Here is a 16,710-nt window from a genome sequence, read left to right as displayed (position 1 = left end):
TCGGGGGTGAAGCGAGAGGTGCGCCCGCACGCTTCGGCCCTCCACCGCACTCGACTCGTCTCCCGACCCGCCGACACCGTCCGGGCGCGCCCTTCTCAGACCGTGAACTCCTCGAAGACGGTCCCGTCCGGGTCGACCAGCCGACCCCGAACGGTCGCGTCCGGTCCCGACTCCGCCCGCTCCAGTTCGGCGTGTGCCGGGCGGAACCGTCTCGGATCGGCGTGACTCCCGGGATTCAGCAGCGTCACGCCGTCGGCATCGTGGACGCCCGGTCGGTGCGAGTGTCCGAAGACGACGAGGTCTGCGGCCTCCTGGCGACCGAGCAGCGACAGCGCCGTCTCGGTGTGCTCGTGGCCGTGGACGACGACGAGTCTGATGTCCTCGTGCTCGACGACACGTCTGGCGGGCAACCGATCGCACACGCCCGGTTCGTCGTTGTTGCCGAACACACCGTACAGCGTCGCGGCTTCGCTCTGGAAGGCGTCGAGCACGGAGTCGGTCATGAAGTCGCCCGCGTGGACGACCGCGTCGGCCCGCCTGACGGCTTCCAGGGTCCGCCCCTCCAGCCGATGCCCGTCCCGGCCGTGGGTGTCGGAGACGACGGTGAGCATGCTCGCCGGTAGGGACAGGGCGAGTAAACTTCCAGCGACTCGAACTGGCTCGGCGCGACGGCTAACTGGTCGGTTCCAGAACAACTTTGGGCGTCCCGGGGGACCGCCTCGGTAATGGCAGGCAACAGCAAAGGAGTCGTGATGGCGGCGCTGATCGCCAACGGCTCCATCGCGATCATGAAGTTCGTGGGGTATCTGCTGACGCTCAGCCCGGCGATGCTCTCGGAGACGTACCACTCCATCTCCGACACGGGCAACCAGGTGTTCCTGCTGATCGGCATCCGCTACGGTGCCCAGGAGGCCGATCGGCGCCACCCCTTCGGCTACGGGAAGGCGCAGTTCTTCTACAGTTTTCTGGTGTCGGTCCTCCTGTTCGGCATCGCGGGCTGGGAGTCGGCCAAACACGGGTACGAGGCGCTGCGACACGGGACCAAAGAGGCCGCCCGCCAGCCGACGATTCCACTCACCGACATCACGCTCTCCTTCCCGCCCGTCTACGTCAACTACGCCGTCCTGCTCGGTGCCATCGTCTTCGAGACGTGGGCGTTCTACAAGGCCCGCCAGGAACTCGACCGCCAGATCGAGGTCCACGGCTGGAGCGGGTACCGCGAGGCGTTCCGGAAGACCTCCGACGTGACGACGCTCACCGCCTTCACAGAGGACTTCATCGCCCTCTCCGGCGCGGGCATCGCGCTCTTCGGGATCTACCTCACTCGGACCACGGGTAACTACATCTTCGACGCCGGCGCGGCGCTGCTCATCGGGATCATGCTGATGGGCTTCGCGCTCGCGCTGGCCTGGGAGAACAAACGCCTGTTGCTCGGCGAGAGCATGCCCGCCGACGCCGAGGGCGAGCTCCGCGACCTCGTCGCCGGCTGGGACGGCGTTCGCGAGATCGTCGACTTTCGGACCGTGTACTTCGGTCCCGGTGAGGTGCTGGTCGCGACCGACCTCGACTTCGCCGAAGACCTCGACACCGACGCCCGTGAGGCGACCATCGACGACATCGAGGCCGCGATCCGGGAGGCCGAACCGCACGCCAGCCGGATCTACATCGAACCGGTGAGCTGAGGCCCGTCGAACCGGCCGCCCGACCGTCCGAGGTCCGCGACCGTGACGGTCCGTCGCACGCCGAGGGTTTTTGTCCGAGAGCGAACAAGGGATCGGTGTGTCAACGGACGAGGCCGGCTACCTGCGATTTTTCCCCTACCAGGAGCCCTACGAGCACCAGCACGACGCGATGGCCCGCATCGCCGAGGCGCTGGAAGACGGCGACGACGTGCTGTTCGAGGGGGCGACGGGGACCGGCAAGACGCTGGCTGCGCTCGCGCCGGCGCTTGAGTACGCCCGCGAGACGGACAAGACGGTCGTCATCACGACCAACGTCCACCAGCAGATGCGCCAGTTCGTCCGCGAGGCTCGCGCCATCACCGAACAGGAACCCATCCGCGCGGTCGTCTTCCAGGGGAAGGGGTCGATGTGCCACCTGGACGTGGGCTACCAGGAGTGTCAAACCCTGCGGGACACGACCCGGGACGTCGTGGACAAAGAGCAGGACCTGGCCGAACTCGACCAGCGCCAGGAAGCGCTGCTCGAGGACAGCCAGGCCGGCAGCGAGGACGCCGCCGAGGCCCGCGGGGCCGTCATGGAGGAACTCGACGCCGTCGAGGACGAACTCGCGGACCTGCGGGAGACGGGCACCACCTGCGAGTACTTCTACGAGAACCTCACGGAGAACACCGACGCCTTCTACGAGTGGCTGTTCGCGGACGTGCGCGAACCGGAGGACGTCTTCGAGTACGCCGAGATGGAGGGGTTCTGTGGCTACGAACTCCTCAAGGAGGGGATGGAGGGCGTCGATCTGGTGGTCTGTAACTATCACCACCTGCTGGATCCGGGGATCCGCGAGCACTTCTTCCGCTGGCTCGGCCGCGACCCCGAGGACGTCATCACCGTCTTCGACGAGGCCCACAACGTCGAGGACGCGGCGCGCGACCACGCGACCCGGACGGTGACGGAGAACACGCTCGACAGCGCGCTGGACGAACTCGCAGAGCGCGACGATCCGCGCGCCGAGGCCGCCGCCAACGTCCTGCGGGCGTTCCGGACCGCGCTGGTCGACACCTACGACGACGCCCTTGGCTTTGGCCAGCGGGAACAGATCGAGGAGCACTGGGAGGACCTCGCCATCGCCAACGAGTCGGGCCGTGACGACCTGACCATCAACTTCCTCCAGGCCTACACCGGGCCGGGCTACGACGTGGACCTGCAGGAGGCGATCACCTACGGCCGGGCGCTCGACGAGAAGTACGAGGAGGCCTACCGGAACGGGGAGACCAGTACCAGAAAGGAGTGTCAGACCCTCCAGGCCGCCCAGTTCGTCGAGACGTGGATGGCCGAGGGGGCCGACCAGGGGCAGTTCCCGGTCGTCTCCGTCCGCCGGGACGAGGGCAGCGGCGACGTCTACGGCCGGGCGGAACTCTACCGGTGCATCCCCCAGGAGGTGACCCGCTCGTTGTTCGACGAACTCCACGCGAGCGTCCTGATGAGCGCGACGCTGCGCCCCTTCGAGGTGACCGAGGACGTCCTCGGCCTCGAGGACCCGGAGACGATGGCCTACGGCGAACAGTTCCCCGAGGAGCGCCGGCGCACCTACGCCGTCGAGGCCCCGGCCCTGTTCGCCAGCGACCGTGACGATCCGTCCGTGCAGGACGAGGTCGCGGGGATCCTCGAGGACGCCATCGAGTTCACGCCGGGGAACACGCTGGCCTTTTTCCCGAGTTACAGCGAGGCCGAACGCTACCACGACCGCGTGCAGACCGACGCCGAGCGGTTCCTCGATCGGCCGGCGACGAGTGCGAAAGACCTCCGCGACGACTTCACCGCCGGCGAGAACGGCGTCCTGTTCACGTCGCTGTGGGGGACCCTCGCGGAGGGGGTCAGCTTCGACGACGACGACGCGCGGACGGTTGTCGTCGTCGGCGTGCCCTATCCCCATCTCGACGACCGGATGGAGGCGGTCCAGGCGGCCTACGACGAGGCCTTCGGCGACGGGGGCAACGAATGGCGCGGGACCGAGGACGCCGGCTGGGCCTACGCGGTCGAGATCCCGACCGTGCGGAAGACCCGGCAGGCGCTCGGGCGGGTCGTGCGCTCGCCAGAGGACTTCGGCGCGCGCGTGCTCGTCGACAAGCGCTACACGCTGCTTGGCGAACAGGAGATGGGCAACTACACGGTCCGGGAGACGTTCCCGCCGGAGGAACGCAAGGAGATGATCGACATCGCCCCCGCCAAGTTGAAGTTCGCGATGCTGAACTTCTACGGCGACGTGGACGCCTGGGGCGGCGATCCACCGACGCCGTGACTCAGACCGGCAGCGAGACGGTGCTGACGGGTTCGATCCGCTCCGAGTCCCAGAAGACGAGTTCGTCGACGGTCCACTCGAGGGGATCGATCTCGCGGGCGGCGACGCGCTCGGCCGTCTCCGCGTGGCCCCCGCGGGCGATGGTGACGTGTGGGGTGTACCCCTCGCCCTCGATGTCGTCGACGGGCTCGAACACCGCACAGAGGTCCAGGTGGAGGTCGCGGAGGCCGGGGCTCTCGACGGCCAGGTAGACGACGGGCGAGGTCCCGACGGGCGCCGCCTCGAAGATCTCGATACCCGTGACGCGGGCCTCGAACGTGGGGGTGCCGGTCAGCGCCTCACGGGTGCGCGCTTCGAGGCGGGCGTAATCGCTGGGGCCGTCGCCGCCGAGGCGCTTGACGCCCAGGGTGTGCCGACCGCGGTCGCGCGTGTGCGCGGTCGGCAGGTCCGTGGCGAGTTCGCCGGCCAGCGCGGCGACCGCCGACGGAACCGGAACGTTCAGGCTGTACACGCGTCGCTGGACGGGCCTGGCGCATAAGGGAATTGCCCATCGCGTCGCCTCAGAAGTTCGCGATGAACAGCAGGCCGCCCGCGACGAACCCGAGCAGGATGAACAACAGCGGGAAGATCGGGATCGTGACGTCGAAATACGCCGCCAGCCCCTCGAAGATCACGAGCAACTGGAGCAGCCCGAGCCCCAGGAAGATGAAGAGGTTTCGCACCTTCGTCGCCGTGACCTGCCCCGCCCCCGCATCGCTCACGTGCCCCTCTGCCATACCGATAGTTCCCACTCGTTTCGGCTTAAATCCAGTGGTCCGACAGCCGACCTGTTCAGATGCGATCGAGGAAGTAGAGCACGATCACGGCGACGAGCACGAGGGCGAGCACCGGCCCGAGCAGGTTGAAAAAGAGACCGACGATCTCTTCGAGCAACTCGACGGCCAGCAGGACGACGACGAGTACCAGGACGATCTTCAGGAGGTCGTCCGTGTCGAGTCCGGCGCGGAGATTCATGTCCGTGTCTGGGAGCGACGGTGTCAAAGGGGTTGTGGCCGAGTCGCCGCGAAACGGGGGGCAGCCGACCCGAGCGCCCGGGACGTGCCACCGCGGCCCACGGCCTCCGAATCTCGGAAGGTTTTAATACGAATCGACGAAAGTGCCGGGTACATGACGCGGATCCACGGAACCGGCTCGCTGGCGGGCGAGACCGGTGGGTCCGTCCACCTTCTCCCACGACGGAACCAGCCGACGGCTGGTTGCACGTCGGACCGCCGGCCGATCCGTCGGCGGTTCCGACGACGGGGCCGTTAGGCCCACCTTTTCCCCACCCCATTCCACGGTCGTTTCGTCCCGAACCGCCCACCGACGGCTGCCGGGCGGGTCGCAATACACCCCGACACCACACCACACACATGCCAGAACCCGACGACACCGAAGGAACGGTCGCGCTCGCCTTTTCGGGCGGGCTCGACACCACAGTCTGCGTACCGCTTTTGAAAGAGGAGTACGGCTACGACGACGTCATCGGCGTCACCGTCGACGTCGGCCAGCCCGAAGCCGAGTTCGACGAGGCCGAGGAGACGGCCGACGCGCTCGGCCTCGACCACTACGTGGTCGACGCCCAGGCCGAGTTCGCCGACCTCTGTCTCGACGCCGTCAAGGCCAACGCCACCTACCAGGGCTACCCCCTCGGCACCGCGCTGGCGCGTCCGGTCATCGCCACCGCCATCCTCGAGGTCGCAGAGGAGCAGGGCTGTACCGCCCTGGCTCACGGCTGCACCGGCAAGGGCAACGACCAGTTGCGCTTCGAGACGGTCTGGCGCGACTCGGACCTGAACGTCCACGCGCCCGTCCGCGAACTCGGCCTCACACGCGAGTGGGAACAGGAGTACGCCGAAGAGAAGAACCTGCCCGTCGAGGGCGGCGACGGCGGCCGCTGGAGCATCGACACGAACCTCTGGAGCCGCTCGGTCGAGGGCTCGGAACTCGAAGACCCCAGCCACGTCCCCGGCGACGAGATCTACGCCTGGACGGACAGTCCCAGCGGCAAGAACGCCGAACTGGTCGACGTCGAGTTCGAACAGGGCGAGGTCGTCGCCGTCGACGGCGACGAGATGGACCCCGTCTCGCTCATCGAGCACCTCAACGAGAAAGCCGGCGCCCACGGCGTCGGCCGGACCGACACGATGGAGGACCGCATGCTCGGCCTCAAGGTCAGGGAGAACTACGAGCATCCCGCGGCGACGGTCCTGCTGGCCGCCCACGAGGCCCTCGAGGGGCTCGTCCTCACGAAGCAGGAGCGCAGTTTCAAACAGCAGATCGACCAGGAGTGGGCCGAACTGGGCTACCAGGGCCTCGTGAAGGCGCCGCTCTTCCGCGCGCTCGAGGGGTTCATCGACGAGACCCAGACGCGCGTCACCGGGACCGTGACGATCAAACTCGAGGGCGGACAGGCCCGCCCGGTCGCGCGCGAGAGCGAGTACGCCTGCTACGCCGAGGGGCAGGCTTCGTTCAACACCGAGGCGGTCACCGACGACATCACGCAGGCCGACGCCACGGGCGTCGCGAAGTACCACGGCTTCCAGGAGCGCCTGGCGAACAAGGTCAGCGAGGCCGTGGACGCCGAGGCGGCCAACACGGCCGTCGGAGACGACGACTAGAGCAATGACCGGCGAGGAACCCACGGAAGACGGAGCGAACGGGGCGGACAGCAGCGATGTGGTCCGCCGGGACCGCTTCAGCGGTGGCCCCGCCCGCGGGTTCCTCTCATCGCTCGCCGCCGACGAGCGCATCTTCGCGGCGGACCTCGCCGTCGACCGCGCCCACGTCGTGATGCTGGCCGAACAGGGGATTCTCGACGACGAGGACGCCGGTGCGATTCTCGACGCACTCGACGAGATCGAGGCGGCCGGCCACGGCGCGCTCCCCGACGGCGAGGACGTCCACGCGGCCATCGAGACGGCGGTGATCGAGCGCGTCGGGCCGGACGGCGGTCGGATGCACACCGCCCGCTCGCGCAACGACGAGGTGGCGACCTGCATCCGCTACCGCTTACGCGGGGACCTGCTCGAAGCGGTCGAAGCCGTGGTCGGTGCCCGCGAGCAGTTGCTCGACGTCGCCGACGAGCACGCGGAGACGCTGATGCCCGGGTTCACCCACCTGCAGTACGCCCAGCCGACGACGGTCGGTCACTACTGCCTGAGCTACGAGCGGGCGCTGGCCCGCGATACGGAACGGTTGCTGGGGGCCTACGAGCGGACGAACCGCTCGCCGCTGGGCGGGGCCGCGTTCGCCGGCACGCCGTTCGATATCGACCGCGAGCGCACGGCCGAACTGCTGGGCTTCGATTCGGTACTGGAGAACTCCATGGACGGCGCGTCGGCGCGCGATTTCCTGCTGGAGGCGACGACCGCGCTGGCGAACCTGGCGACGACGCTGTCGGGGCTCAGCGAGGACCTCGTCGTCTTCGCGAACGACGGCTACGTCGACCTCTCGGACGATTACTCGTCGACGTCGTCGATCATGCCCCAGAAGAAGAACCCGGACACGCTGGAACTGGTGCGGGCCCGCGCGGGCGACGCCCACGGCGCGGTGTCGGGCCTGCTGACGACGCTGAAGGGGCTCCCGCGCGCGTACAACCGCGATCTCCAGCGGGCGACGGGCCACGGCTGGGAAGCGGTCGACGCCGTGACCGAGGCGACAGAAGTTGCCGCCGGCGCAGTCGCGACAGCCGCGTGGAACGAAGACCTGCTCGAAGCGGAGGCGGGCGCGGGCTTCTCGACCGCCACCGGCGTCGCGGACCTGCTGGCGATGGCTGGCGTCCCCTTCCGGACGGCCCACGAGGTAGTCGCCATGGCGGCCGAGGAGTCGACCGACCCCGATTACGAGGCCGTCGAGGCCGCCGCTGGGGAGGTGCTGGACGACCCGCTCTCCTCGTACGTGGACCGCGAGGCGGTCGAGGACGCACTCGACCCCGCGGCGAGCGTTGCGAGTCGCGACTCGGCGGGCGGGCCCGCGCCGGACGCGGTGGCCGACCAGCTGGCGACGGCGCGCGAGGACGTGGCCGCCGACCGCGAGACGCTCGCGGACGAACGGGACGAACTGGCCGACGCCGACGAGCAACTTCGCGCGGAGGTGGCCGGCTATGTCTGAGCGCCGACCCGTCCGCCGGGGCGTCGAACACCGGCGTGGCCGGGCCCGAGCGGCCGTCCCGGTCCGACCGCCGTCCCCGCGAGGGGATGAACTACCAGAAATATGATACAGTATTCGTGAAGCGCCGTATTGGTCGCGTTTGCTACGGTTAGACGGTAGTTTGCGTCGTTCATTCTGGCCGACAAGTCCGAAGGGTTTAAGTGATCACGAGCGCGACTTCGAGGTACCAATGACGGACTGCATCGAGTGTGGGGCCGAGGTTTCCCTGCACGACGACCTGGAAGTGGGAGAGATCGTCGACTGTTCGACCTGCGGCGCTGAGCTCGAGGTCGTGGACACCGAGCCCGCGGTCCTCGAGACGGCGCCCGAGCTCGAAGAGGACTGGGGCGAGTGAGCCAGCGTTCGGCCGCGCGGCACGGTCGCCGCCGGCCGGTGATACAATGAATTTCGGCATACTCTACTCGCGCATCCGCAAAGACGAGAAGCTCCTCCTCTCGGAGCTTCGCGACCGTGGCCACGAGGTCACCAAGATCGACGTCCGCAAACAGCGGTTCGGTCTCGACGAGGCGCCCGCCGACTTCGAGGGCGTCGACCTCGCGATCGACCGGTGTCTCGCGACCAGCCGCAGCGTCTACGCCACGCGGTTCGTCGACGCCTACGACATCCCGATCGTCAACCACCCCGACACGGCCGAGGTGTGCGCCGACAAGGCCAAGAACAGCCTCGCGCTGGTCGAGGGCGAGGTCCCGACCCCCGACACGCAGGTCGCGTTCACCAAGGAGGCGGCCCTGGAAGCCATCGAGGACTTCGGCTACCCCTGCGTCCTCAAGCCCGTCGTGGGCTCGTGGGGGCGGCTGATGGCCAAGATCGACAGCCGGACGGCCGCGGAGGCCGTCCTCGAGCACAAGGAGACGCTCGGCCACTACGAGCACAAGGTCTTCTACGTCCAGGAGTACGTCGAGAAGGGCGGGGAGGACATCCGCGTCCTCGCGACCGACGGCGACCCCGTCGCCGCGATGATCCGCTCGTCGGACCACTGGATCACGAACGCCGCCAAGGGCGCCGAGACCGACGCCTTCGGCCTCGACGACGAGGTCCTCGACATGGTCGAGCGCGCCTCGGCGGCGGTCGGCGGCGGCCTGCTGGGGATCGACCTCATGGGCACCGAAGACGGCTACACCGTCCACGAGGTCAACCACAACGTCGAGTTCAAGGCCCTGAACGAGGCGACCGACGTCGACGTCCCCGCACGGGTCGTCGACTGGCTGGAGACGAAGGCCGAACAGGAGAACGCGGAGGTGAGCGCCTGATGTCCGCGGACGGCGAACCCTCGCTGACGGCTTCCGTCGTCGGCGGCACCGGCTTCACGGGCGGTGAACTGCTCCGCCTCCTTGCCGGGCACCCCGAGTTCGAGATCGTCCAGGCCACCAGTCGCTCGAAGGCCAACAAGACCGTCGGCCACCAGCACCCCAACCTGCGGGATCTGGACCTGCGCTTTTCCGATCCCGACGACCTCGAATCGGTGGACGTGCTGTTCGCCGCGACGCCCCACGGCGTCTCGATGGAACAGATCGACGAGTTCCGCGACGCCGCCGGCACCGTCGTCGACCTGTCGGCGGACTTCCGGCTGGACACCGAGGCACAGTACGACGAGTGGTACGACGGCCACAGTCGGCCCGAACTCCTCGACGAGGCCGAGTACGCGCTGCCCGAACTCAATCGGGCGAACCTCGAGGGCGCGGAGCTGATCGCGTCGGGCGGCTGTAACGCCACCGCGACGATCATGGGCCTGTTGCCCCTGTTCGAGGCCGGAGTGTTGGAGGGCGACGAACAGATCGTCGTCGACGTGAAGGTCGGCTCTTCGGAGGGCGGCGCCGGCGGCGGGGAGGCCTCCAGCCACCCCGAGCGTTCGGGCGTCGTGCGCCCCTACGCGCCCACCGGCCACCGCCACGAGGCCGAGATCGAGCAGTTCCTCGGCGTCGACGTGTCCTTCACCGTCCACGCGGTGGACATGATCCGCGGCGCGAGTGCGACCTGCCACGTCTTTCCCAACGGGCCCGTCTCGAAGGGTGACCTCTGGTCGGCCTATCGGGGCCAGTACGAGGACGAACCGTTCGTCGAACTCGTCGCGGGCGGCGGTGGCGTCTACCGCTATCCCGAGCCCAAGGCCGTCGCCGGCACGAACAAGGCGGAGGTCGGCTTCGAACTCGACCCCGGAAACAAGCGCCTGGTCGTGTTCTCGGCCATCGACAACATGATGAAGGGCTCGGCCGGGCAGGCGGTCCACGCCGCCAACGTCGCCCTCGGGCTGGAGGAGACGGCGGGCCTGGAGTTCCAGGGACTCCACCCTGTGGGTTCCCCGTAGCAACTGGAGAGATTTTCATGACAACAGTTATCAAAGTCGGTGGCGCTCGCGCGGTCGACCCCGCGGGTGCCCTTTCGGATATCGCAACGCTCTACGACGACGGCGAGGACGTAGCAGTCGTCCACGGCGGTTCGACCGCCGTCGACGACACGCTCGAGCGACTCGGCATCGAGCCGGAGTACGTCGAGACGCCCGCCGGCGTCGTCGGCCGCTTCACCGACGCGGAGACGATGGAGGTGTTCGAGATGGTCTTCGGCCACCTCAACACCCAGCTGGTGGCGGGCCTGCAGAGCCTCGGGGTCGACGCGGTCGGCCTCAACGGCGTCGACGGCAAGCTCCTCCACGGCCCCCGGAAATCCGCCGTCCGGGTCGTCGAGGACGGGAAGAAGAAGATCAAGCGGGGCGACCACTCCGGGACGATCAAGGAGGTCAACGGCGACCTGCTGGACTCCCTCCTCGGGGGGAACTACGTCCCCGTCGCGAGCCCGCCGATGGCTGGCGCGGATGAGGGGCGCGAGGCGCGCAGCGCCTCGGACAGCGCGAGCGGCGACGAGCCGCGAGCGGAGATCGTGCCCGTCAACACCGACGCCGACCGCTCGGCGGCGGCCATCGCCGGTGCGGTGGACGCGACGCTCGTCCTGCTGACGGACGTCGAGGGCGTCTACGCCGACCCGGACGACCCCGATACGCTGATCGAGTCCGTCGAGACGGCAGCGGAGTGGGCCGAACTGGAGGACGCCGCCGAGGGGTTCATGGGCCGGAAGATCATGGCGGCCGAGGAGGCCCTCGACGGCGGCGCCGAGGAGGTCGTGATCGCCGACGCGAACGCCGACGAGCCGATCCTCTCGGCCCTGTCGGGCGCGGGAACGCACCTGTACGCGAGCGCACTGGAGGCCACAGAATGACAGGATTCGTCTTCAACGAGAAACCCATACAGATCGAACGCGGCGAGGGGGCGACCCTCTACGACGACAGCGGCACCGAGTACCTCGACATGGGCGCGAGCTACGCCTGCGTCCCGCTCGGCCACGGACACCCCGCGGTCGACGAGGCGGTCCGCGACCAGCTCGACGAGCTGACCTACGTGCAGGCGTCCTATCCCGTGGAGACGCGGACGCGGCTGTACGAGCTACTGGCCGACACGGCCCCCGGCGACATCGATTACACGTGGCTCTGCAACTCGGGCACCGAGGCCAACGAGGCGGCGCTGAAGTTCGCCCGCTCGGCGACGGGGAACTCGAAGATCGTCGCGACGATGCAGGGCTTCCACGGCCGGACGATGGGCGCGCTCGCGACCACGTGGAAGAACAAGTACAAGAAGCCCTACGAGCCGCTGATCGGCGACGTGGAGTTCGTCCCCTACGACGACGGAGAGGCGATGGAACAGACTGTGGACGACGAGACCGCCGCCGTCATCGTCGAACCCGTCCAGGGCGAGGGCGGGATCAACCCCGCGAGCGAGGCGTTCCTCCAGCGGACTCGGGAGGTCACCGAGGACGCAGGCGCGGCGCTGATCTTCGACGAGGTCCAGACCGGGCTGGGAAGAACTGGTAGCATGTGGGCCGCCGAGCAGTCTGGCGTGGTCCCCGACATGATCACGAGCGCGAAGGGTCTGGGCAACGGCCTGCCGATCGGTGCGACGCTCTGCCGGGAGTGGATCGCCGAGAACTACGGCTCGCACGCCTCGACCTTTTCGGGGGGGCCCGTCATCTCGGCGGCCGCGGAGGCGACCGTCGAGACCATCCGCGACGAGGGTATCGCCGCGCACGCCGCCGACGTGGGGGGGTACCTCACCGAACGGCTCGAAGCCGAACTCGGCGACGACGTCCGGGAGGTCCGCGGCGAGGGGCTGCTGATCGGCGTGGAGGTCGGCCGCGGCGCCAACCGCGTCCTGAGGGAACTGGCGCTGAACCACGGCGTGCTTGCGCTGCCGGCCGGCCGGACGGTCGTGCGCCTGCTCCCGCCGCTGACGATCACCGAGGCGGACGCCGACGCGGTCGTGGATGCCCTGGCGACCGCTGTCACGGAGGACGAGGGATGAGCGGCACGCGTTTCTCCAGCCAGAGCAGCATCGACGTCGACGGCGAGGCCCGCCAGTTGCTCGTCGACCTCGTGTCGACGCCCTCGGTCTCAGGCGAGGAACGGCGCTGCGCCGAAGTCCTGGTCTCGTACTTCGAGGAGCACGACCGCGAGGTCTGGATCGACGAGGTCGGCAACGTCCGCGCGCCCGCCGACGACGGCGTCCTGCTGACCTCGCACGTCGACACCGTCCCCGGGGACATCCCCGTCCAGATCGACGAGGCCCAGGACAGCGACGAGGAGGCCCTCTGGGGCCGGGGCAGCGTCGACGCGAAGGGACCGCTGGCGGCGATGGCCGTCGCGGCCGTCGAGACGGGCGCCTCCTTCGCCGGCGTCGTCGGCGAAGAGGTCGACTCCCGCGGCGGGCGCTTCCTCGTCGAGGACCGCGACTCGGCGCCCGACGCCGTCGTCAACGGCGAACCCTCCGGCTGGCAGGGGATCACGCTCGGCTACCGCGGCCTGGTGGCCGGCACCTACGTCGCGACGAGCGAGTCGGGCCACACCTCGCGCCCGGAGAACAACGCGATCCAGGACGCCATCGCCTGGTGGTCGAACGTCGAGGACGAGTTCGCCACCGACGAGTGGGAGGCCGTCTTCGAGCGGGTGACGCCCAAGCCCACCAAGATCGAGGGCGGGCTGACCGACGACGGGCTCTCCGTCGAGGCGACGATGGAGATCCAGTTGCGCGTGCCCCCCAGCATGAACACCGAGGAGGTCATCGAGATCACGGAGGGCCACCTGGACGTCGCGGATCGGGTCCACTGGAAGGACCGGGTCGAACCCGTCATGATGTCGCCCCGGACCGACGTGGCCCGGGCGTTCCGCGCTGCCATCCGGCAGACGGGCGGGGACCCCCGACTTCTCCGGAAGACGGGCACAAGTGATATGAACGTGTACGCACAGGAGTGGGACTGTCCCATGGTCACCTACGGTCCCGGCGACTCGGACCTCGATCACGCGCCCAACGAACACCTCGTCCTCTCGGAGTACGACCGCTCGGTCGACGTGCTCGAGACGGTCGCTCGCCGGCTCCTGGGTGAGTGAGATGGCGCGCTCACTGCTGGACGTCGACGACCTCACGAGTGGGGAACTGGACACCGTCCTCGACCGCGCCGCGGACCTGAAGGCGGCCGACGACGGCGAACGGCCCCTGGCCGACCGGACGCTGGGGATGATCTTCGAGAAGCCCTCGACCCGGACCAGGGTCTCCTTCGAGACGGGCATGACCCAGCTGGGCGGCCACGCCATCTTCCTCGGCCCGGACGACATCCACCTCGGCCACGGCGAGCCGATCAAGGACACCGCCCGCGCGGTCTCGCGGTACGTCGACGTCGTCATGGCGCGCGTGTTCGACCACGCCGACGTCGTGGAACTGGCCGAGTACGCCACCGTCCCGGTCATCAACGGGCTGACCGACGACGCCCACCCCTGCCAGACGCTTGCGGACCTGCTCACCATCCGCGAGCAGTTCGGAAGCTTCGACGTGGACGTGGCCTGGGTCGGCGACGGCAACAACGTCGCCCAGTCGTTCGTCCTCGGTGCCGCGATGGCGGGCATCGACCTGACCGTCGCCACGCCCGAGGGCTACGGCATCGACGCCGACGTGCTGAAGCGGGCCGCGGGACTCGGCGGCGAACCCGAGACCACCCACGACCCGGATGCGGCCGTCGCCGACGCCGATCTCGTCTATACCGACGTCTGGGTCAGCATGGGCCAGGAGGACGAGCGCGAGCGGAAACTGCGCGAGTTCGAGGGGTTCCAGGTGACGACGGACCTGCTCGGCGACCGACCGCTGATGCACTGTCTGCCGGCCCACCGCGGCGAGGAGGTCACCGACGAGGCGCTCGAATCGGAGAACGCCATCGTCTGGGACCAGGCGGAGAACCGTATGCACGCCCAGAACGGCCTGCTGGTGTGGCTGGCGGAGCAAGCATAGCACCGGCCACGAACGCAGTGAGTGGCCGTTTTTCGCCCACGTTTTTCGAGGCGTGGTGATGAGCGGAGCGAGTCACCCAACGAGAAAAAGGTGGCGTGGGATGGGCTCCTCGTTTGGTTGGCGGAGCAAGACTGAGTTCCGAGCGCGAACGATTATTCGGAATGATACTCGGGCCGGGTGCTTTTTCGAGGGTGACGGGCTCTCCCGCTACATGGTCGACTTCGAAGGGCGTTCCGAAGGCGGGAAACTCGCCGGAGATCGCTGGATGCGGAAGCTACGGGAGTTCATCAAGTACGTTCCCGAGGGTGAGACGATCCCCGACGACACGTGGCGGGGTCGCCACCGAAACATCCTCGTGCTCCTGCTGGCGCACGTCCCGTTTCTATTTCTGATCGGGACGCTCGAGGGCACCGAGTCGCTCGTGACGGGCGCGACCTTCCCCGCGATCCCGCTGTGGCTCGTGCTGGCCGAACTCGGGGTCCTCGTGGTCGCTGCGGGCCTGGCGTACTGGTCGCGGTTCGGGCGGCGGGCCCGAACCGGAATCGCGTCGGTCGGGATGGTGACGGCGTCGGCGCTTTTGGTGCAGTTCTCGGGCGGCTACATCGAGGCGCACTTTCACTTCTTCGTCGTGATGGCGGTCATCGCGGTCTACGAGGACTGGCTGCCCTTCGTCCTCGGGATCGGGTACGTCTCCGTCCAGCACGGCGTCTTCGGGATGATCGATCCGAGCCGGGTGTACAACCACGCCGCCGCGATCAACAACCCCTGGGTGTGGGCGTTCATCCACGCCGCGTTCGTGCTGGGCCTGGCCATGGCGCTGATGACGCAGTGGTACTCGACGGAGCGGTCACGCGAACACGCCCGGGAACAGCTCGCGGAAGCGCGGGCCAAGACCGACGAGGTCGAGAGCCTCGAACAGAAGAAGGCGGAGATCGAGGAGGCAAAGGCCGAGGCCGAGGCGGCCACGGCCGAAGCCGAGGCCCGCCAGCGAGAGGTCGAGCGGCTCAACGAACACCTCGAGGCCAAGGCCGACGCCTACAGCGCCGCGATGGCGGAGGCGGCCGACGGCGACCTCACCGTGCGCCTCGACGCCGAGGGCGAGAGCGAGGCGATGGGGCGCATCGCCGAGGCGTTCAACGAGATGATGACCGAGACGGAGGCGACCATGGCGGAGATTCAGCGCTTCGCCCGGGAGGTCTCGGCGGCCAGCGACGACGCCGACGCCAGCGCCGACGCAGTCACGCAGGCCAGCGAGGCGGTCGGCGAGTCGATCGGGGAGATCGCGAGCGGCGCGAACGAACAGCGGGAGATGCTCGAGACGGTCTCGGGGGAGATGACCGACCTCTCGGCGACGGTCGAGGAGGTGGCCGCCTCCGCCGAGGCGGTGGCGGAGGCCTCTCACGAGACGGCGGAGATCGCCGAGGACGGGCAAGAGACGGCCGAGCAGGCCATCGCGGACACCCGGACGGTCGAGTCGGCGATCGACTCCACCGTCGACAACGTCGAGGTGCTCGACGAACAGATGGCCGAGATCGGCGACATCATCGAACTCATCAGCGACGTGGCCGAGCAGACGAACATTCTGGCGCTGAACGCCAACATCGAGGCCGCCCGCGCCGGCGAGGGGACGGCCGGCGCCGACGGCGACGGGTTCGCCGTCGTCGCGAACGAGGTCAAGCAACTGGCCGAGGAGACCCGCGAGTCCGCGACGGAGATCGAACAGCGCATCGAGGAGACCCAGGCCCAGACGGCGACGACCGTCGAGGAGGCCCGGCGGGCCGAACGGCACGTCCAGGAGGCGACCGAGGCCGTCCAGGACGCGGTGGACGCGTTCACGAAGGTGGCCGAGAACGCGGAGGAGACCGACGGCGGCATCCAGGAGATCCGTACCACGACCGACGACCAGGCCGCGAGCACCGAGGAGGCGGTCTCGATGGTCGAGGAGGTGGCCGACATCAGCCAGTCGACCGCCGCCGAGACCGACCGCGCCGCCGAGGCCGCCGCCGAACAGAGCGAGTCCCTGTCCGAAGTCGACGCCAGCGTGGCCTCGCTCACCGAGCAGGCCGATCGGCTCCGGACGCGACTGGCGAAGTTCGACGTCGAGGCGGCTGCGGCCCGCGCCGACGGCTCGGGGGCGCCGTCCGACTCGAACTCGCTGTAGCAGCAGGACGTGGTCGGGGTCGGTTCCGGCCGTCCGTATTCT

16 protein-coding genes are annotated in these 16,710 nt (G+C 68.8%); 12 read left to right on the top strand and 4 right to left on the bottom strand.

The window, feature by feature from the left end; all coding sequences use genetic code 11:
* Positions 1-95: 95 nt before the first annotated feature.
* Positions 96-611: a metallophosphoesterase gene (locus tag U5918_RS08225; RefSeq protein ID WP_336000818.1), complete on the bottom strand. Its 516-nt coding sequence runs from the start codon at positions 609-611 to the stop codon at positions 96-98.
* Between the two features lie 114 nt (positions 612-725).
* Here U5918_RS08225 and U5918_RS08220 point away from each other — a divergent pair, with 114 nt between their 5' ends.
* Entirely contained in the window at positions 726-1,682 is a 957-nt protein-coding gene (locus U5918_RS08220) for a cation diffusion facilitator family transporter (RefSeq protein ID WP_336000815.1), read from the top strand.
* Positions 1,683-1,779: 97 nt separating this feature from the next.
* Positions 1,780-3,975: an ATP-dependent DNA helicase gene (locus tag U5918_RS08215; RefSeq protein ID WP_336000813.1), complete on the top strand. Its 2,196-nt coding sequence runs from the start codon at positions 1,780-1,782 to the stop codon at positions 3,973-3,975.
* 1 nt (position 3,976) lies between these two features.
* On the opposite strand, the gene U5918_RS08210 is transcribed toward U5918_RS08215, so the two are convergent.
* The 3 genes from U5918_RS08210 to U5918_RS08200 are packed head-to-tail and all read right to left on the bottom strand — an operon-like array spanning position 3,977 to position 4,989.
* Positions 3,977-4,486 carry a 2'-5' RNA ligase family protein gene (locus tag U5918_RS08210; RefSeq protein WP_336000812.1) on the bottom strand — a complete coding sequence of 170 codons (510 nt, stop codon included), beginning with the start codon at positions 4,484-4,486 and terminating at the stop codon, positions 3,977-3,979.
* A 49-nt stretch (positions 4,487-4,535) separates the two neighbouring features.
* On the bottom strand, positions 4,536-4,751 hold the full coding sequence (locus U5918_RS08205) for a hypothetical protein (protein ID WP_336000811.1): 216 nt from the start codon (positions 4,749-4,751) through the stop codon (positions 4,536-4,538).
* 55 nt (positions 4,752-4,806) lie between these two features.
* Positions 4,807-4,989, bottom strand: a complete 183-nt coding sequence (locus U5918_RS08200) for a DUF7554 family protein (RefSeq protein WP_336000810.1) — start codon at positions 4,987-4,989, stop codon at positions 4,807-4,809.
* Between the two features lie 398 nt (positions 4,990-5,387).
* Here U5918_RS08200 and U5918_RS08195 point away from each other — a divergent pair, with 398 nt between their 5' ends.
* The 10 genes from U5918_RS08195 (at position 5,388) to U5918_RS08150 (ending at position 16,668) form a co-directional block, all read left to right on the top strand.
* Positions 5,388-6,635, top strand: a complete 1,248-nt coding sequence (locus U5918_RS08195; RefSeq protein WP_336000809.1) for an argininosuccinate synthase — start codon at positions 5,388-5,390, stop codon at positions 6,633-6,635.
* Between the two features lie 4 nt (positions 6,636-6,639).
* Complete coding sequence (argH, locus tag U5918_RS08190) at positions 6,640-8,127, top strand: argininosuccinate lyase (protein WP_336000806.1); 1,488 nt, start codon at positions 6,640-6,642, stop codon at positions 8,125-8,127.
* 229 nt (positions 8,128-8,356) lie between these two features.
* Positions 8,357-8,521 (top strand): lysine biosynthesis protein LysW, encoded by a 165-nt coding sequence (gene lysW / locus U5918_RS08185; protein WP_336000805.1) that lies wholly within the window; start codon positions 8,357-8,359, stop codon positions 8,519-8,521.
* Between the two features lie 46 nt (positions 8,522-8,567).
* Positions 8,568-9,437, top strand: a complete 870-nt coding sequence (lysX, locus tag U5918_RS08180; RefSeq protein WP_336000804.1) for a lysine biosynthesis protein LysX — start codon at positions 8,568-8,570, stop codon at positions 9,435-9,437.
* Positions 9,437-10,492 carry an N-acetyl-gamma-glutamyl-phosphate reductase gene (gene argC / locus U5918_RS08175; protein ID WP_336000801.1) on the top strand — a complete coding sequence of 352 codons (1,056 nt, stop codon included), beginning with the start codon at positions 9,437-9,439 and terminating at the stop codon, positions 10,490-10,492. Before lysX ends, argC begins: the two co-directional genes overlap by 1 nt.
* Before the next feature lie 17 nt (positions 10,493-10,509).
* The gene (locus U5918_RS08170) at positions 10,510-11,397 is read left to right on the top strand and encodes an acetylglutamate/acetylaminoadipate kinase (protein ID WP_336000798.1); all 888 of its coding nucleotides are present in this window, start codon (positions 10,510-10,512) and stop codon (positions 11,395-11,397) included.
* The gene (locus U5918_RS08165; protein WP_336000795.1) at positions 11,394-12,533 is read left to right on the top strand and encodes an aspartate aminotransferase family protein; all 1,140 of its coding nucleotides are present in this window, start codon (positions 11,394-11,396) and stop codon (positions 12,531-12,533) included. Before U5918_RS08170 ends, U5918_RS08165 begins: the two co-directional genes overlap by 4 nt.
* Complete coding sequence (locus U5918_RS08160) at positions 12,530-13,615, top strand: [LysW]-lysine hydrolase (protein ID WP_336000793.1); 1,086 nt, start codon at positions 12,530-12,532, stop codon at positions 13,613-13,615. The genes U5918_RS08165 and U5918_RS08160 overlap by 4 nt, the downstream gene beginning before the upstream one ends.
* 1 nt (position 13,616) lies before the next feature.
* Positions 13,617-14,507 (top strand): ornithine carbamoyltransferase, encoded by an 891-nt coding sequence (gene argF / locus U5918_RS08155; protein WP_336000790.1) that lies wholly within the window; start codon positions 13,617-13,619, stop codon positions 14,505-14,507.
* Between the two features lie 211 nt (positions 14,508-14,718).
* A complete protein-coding gene (locus U5918_RS08150) occupies positions 14,719-16,668 on the top strand; it encodes a methyl-accepting chemotaxis protein (protein ID WP_336000788.1) in 1,950 nt (649 codons plus the stop codon).
* Positions 16,669-16,710 lie beyond the last annotated feature (42 nt).

The organism is Halorientalis sp. LT38 (assembly GCF_037031225.1).
In the GTDB taxonomy this organism is placed as follows: Archaea; Halobacteriota; Halobacteria; order Halobacteriales; family Haloarculaceae; genus Halorientalis; species Halorientalis halophila.
The sequence above is the reverse complement of the archived record's forward strand: the minus strand, read 5'-3'. Positions and strand labels throughout refer to the sequence as shown.

Bases quoted from the DNA above. Each gene is read 5' to 3' on its own strand.
- U5918_RS08225 (WP_336000818.1), bottom strand. From the start codon at position 611: ATGCTCACCGTCGTCTCCGACACCCACGGCCGGGACGGGCATCGGCTG.
- U5918_RS08220 (WP_336000815.1), top strand. From the start codon at position 726: ATGGCAGGCAACAGCAAAGGAGTCGTGATGGCGGCGCTGATCGCCAAC.
- U5918_RS08205 (WP_336000811.1), bottom strand. From the start codon at position 4,751: ATGGCAGAGGGGCACGTGAGCGATGCGGGGGCGGGGCAGGTCACGGCG.
- U5918_RS08200 (WP_336000810.1), bottom strand. From the start codon at position 4,989: ATGAATCTCCGCGCCGGACTCGACACGGACGACCTCCTGAAGATCGTC.
- U5918_RS08195 (WP_336000809.1), top strand. From the start codon at position 5,388: ATGCCAGAACCCGACGACACCGAAGGAACGGTCGCGCTCGCCTTTTCG.
- argH (WP_336000806.1), top strand. From the start codon at position 6,640: ATGACCGGCGAGGAACCCACGGAAGACGGAGCGAACGGGGCGGACAGC.
- lysW (WP_336000805.1), top strand. From the start codon at position 8,357: ATGACGGACTGCATCGAGTGTGGGGCCGAGGTTTCCCTGCACGACGAC.
- lysX (WP_336000804.1), top strand. From the start codon at position 8,568: ATGAATTTCGGCATACTCTACTCGCGCATCCGCAAAGACGAGAAGCTC.
- argC (WP_336000801.1), top strand. From the start codon at position 9,437: ATGTCCGCGGACGGCGAACCCTCGCTGACGGCTTCCGTCGTCGGCGGC.
- U5918_RS08170 (WP_336000798.1), top strand. From the start codon at position 10,510: ATGACAACAGTTATCAAAGTCGGTGGCGCTCGCGCGGTCGACCCCGCG.
- U5918_RS08165 (WP_336000795.1), top strand. From the start codon at position 11,394: ATGACAGGATTCGTCTTCAACGAGAAACCCATACAGATCGAACGCGGC.
- U5918_RS08160 (WP_336000793.1), top strand. From the start codon at position 12,530: ATGAGCGGCACGCGTTTCTCCAGCCAGAGCAGCATCGACGTCGACGGC.
- argF (WP_336000790.1), top strand. From the start codon at position 13,617: ATGGCGCGCTCACTGCTGGACGTCGACGACCTCACGAGTGGGGAACTG.
- U5918_RS08150 (WP_336000788.1), top strand. From the start codon at position 14,719: ATGGTCGACTTCGAAGGGCGTTCCGAAGGCGGGAAACTCGCCGGAGAT.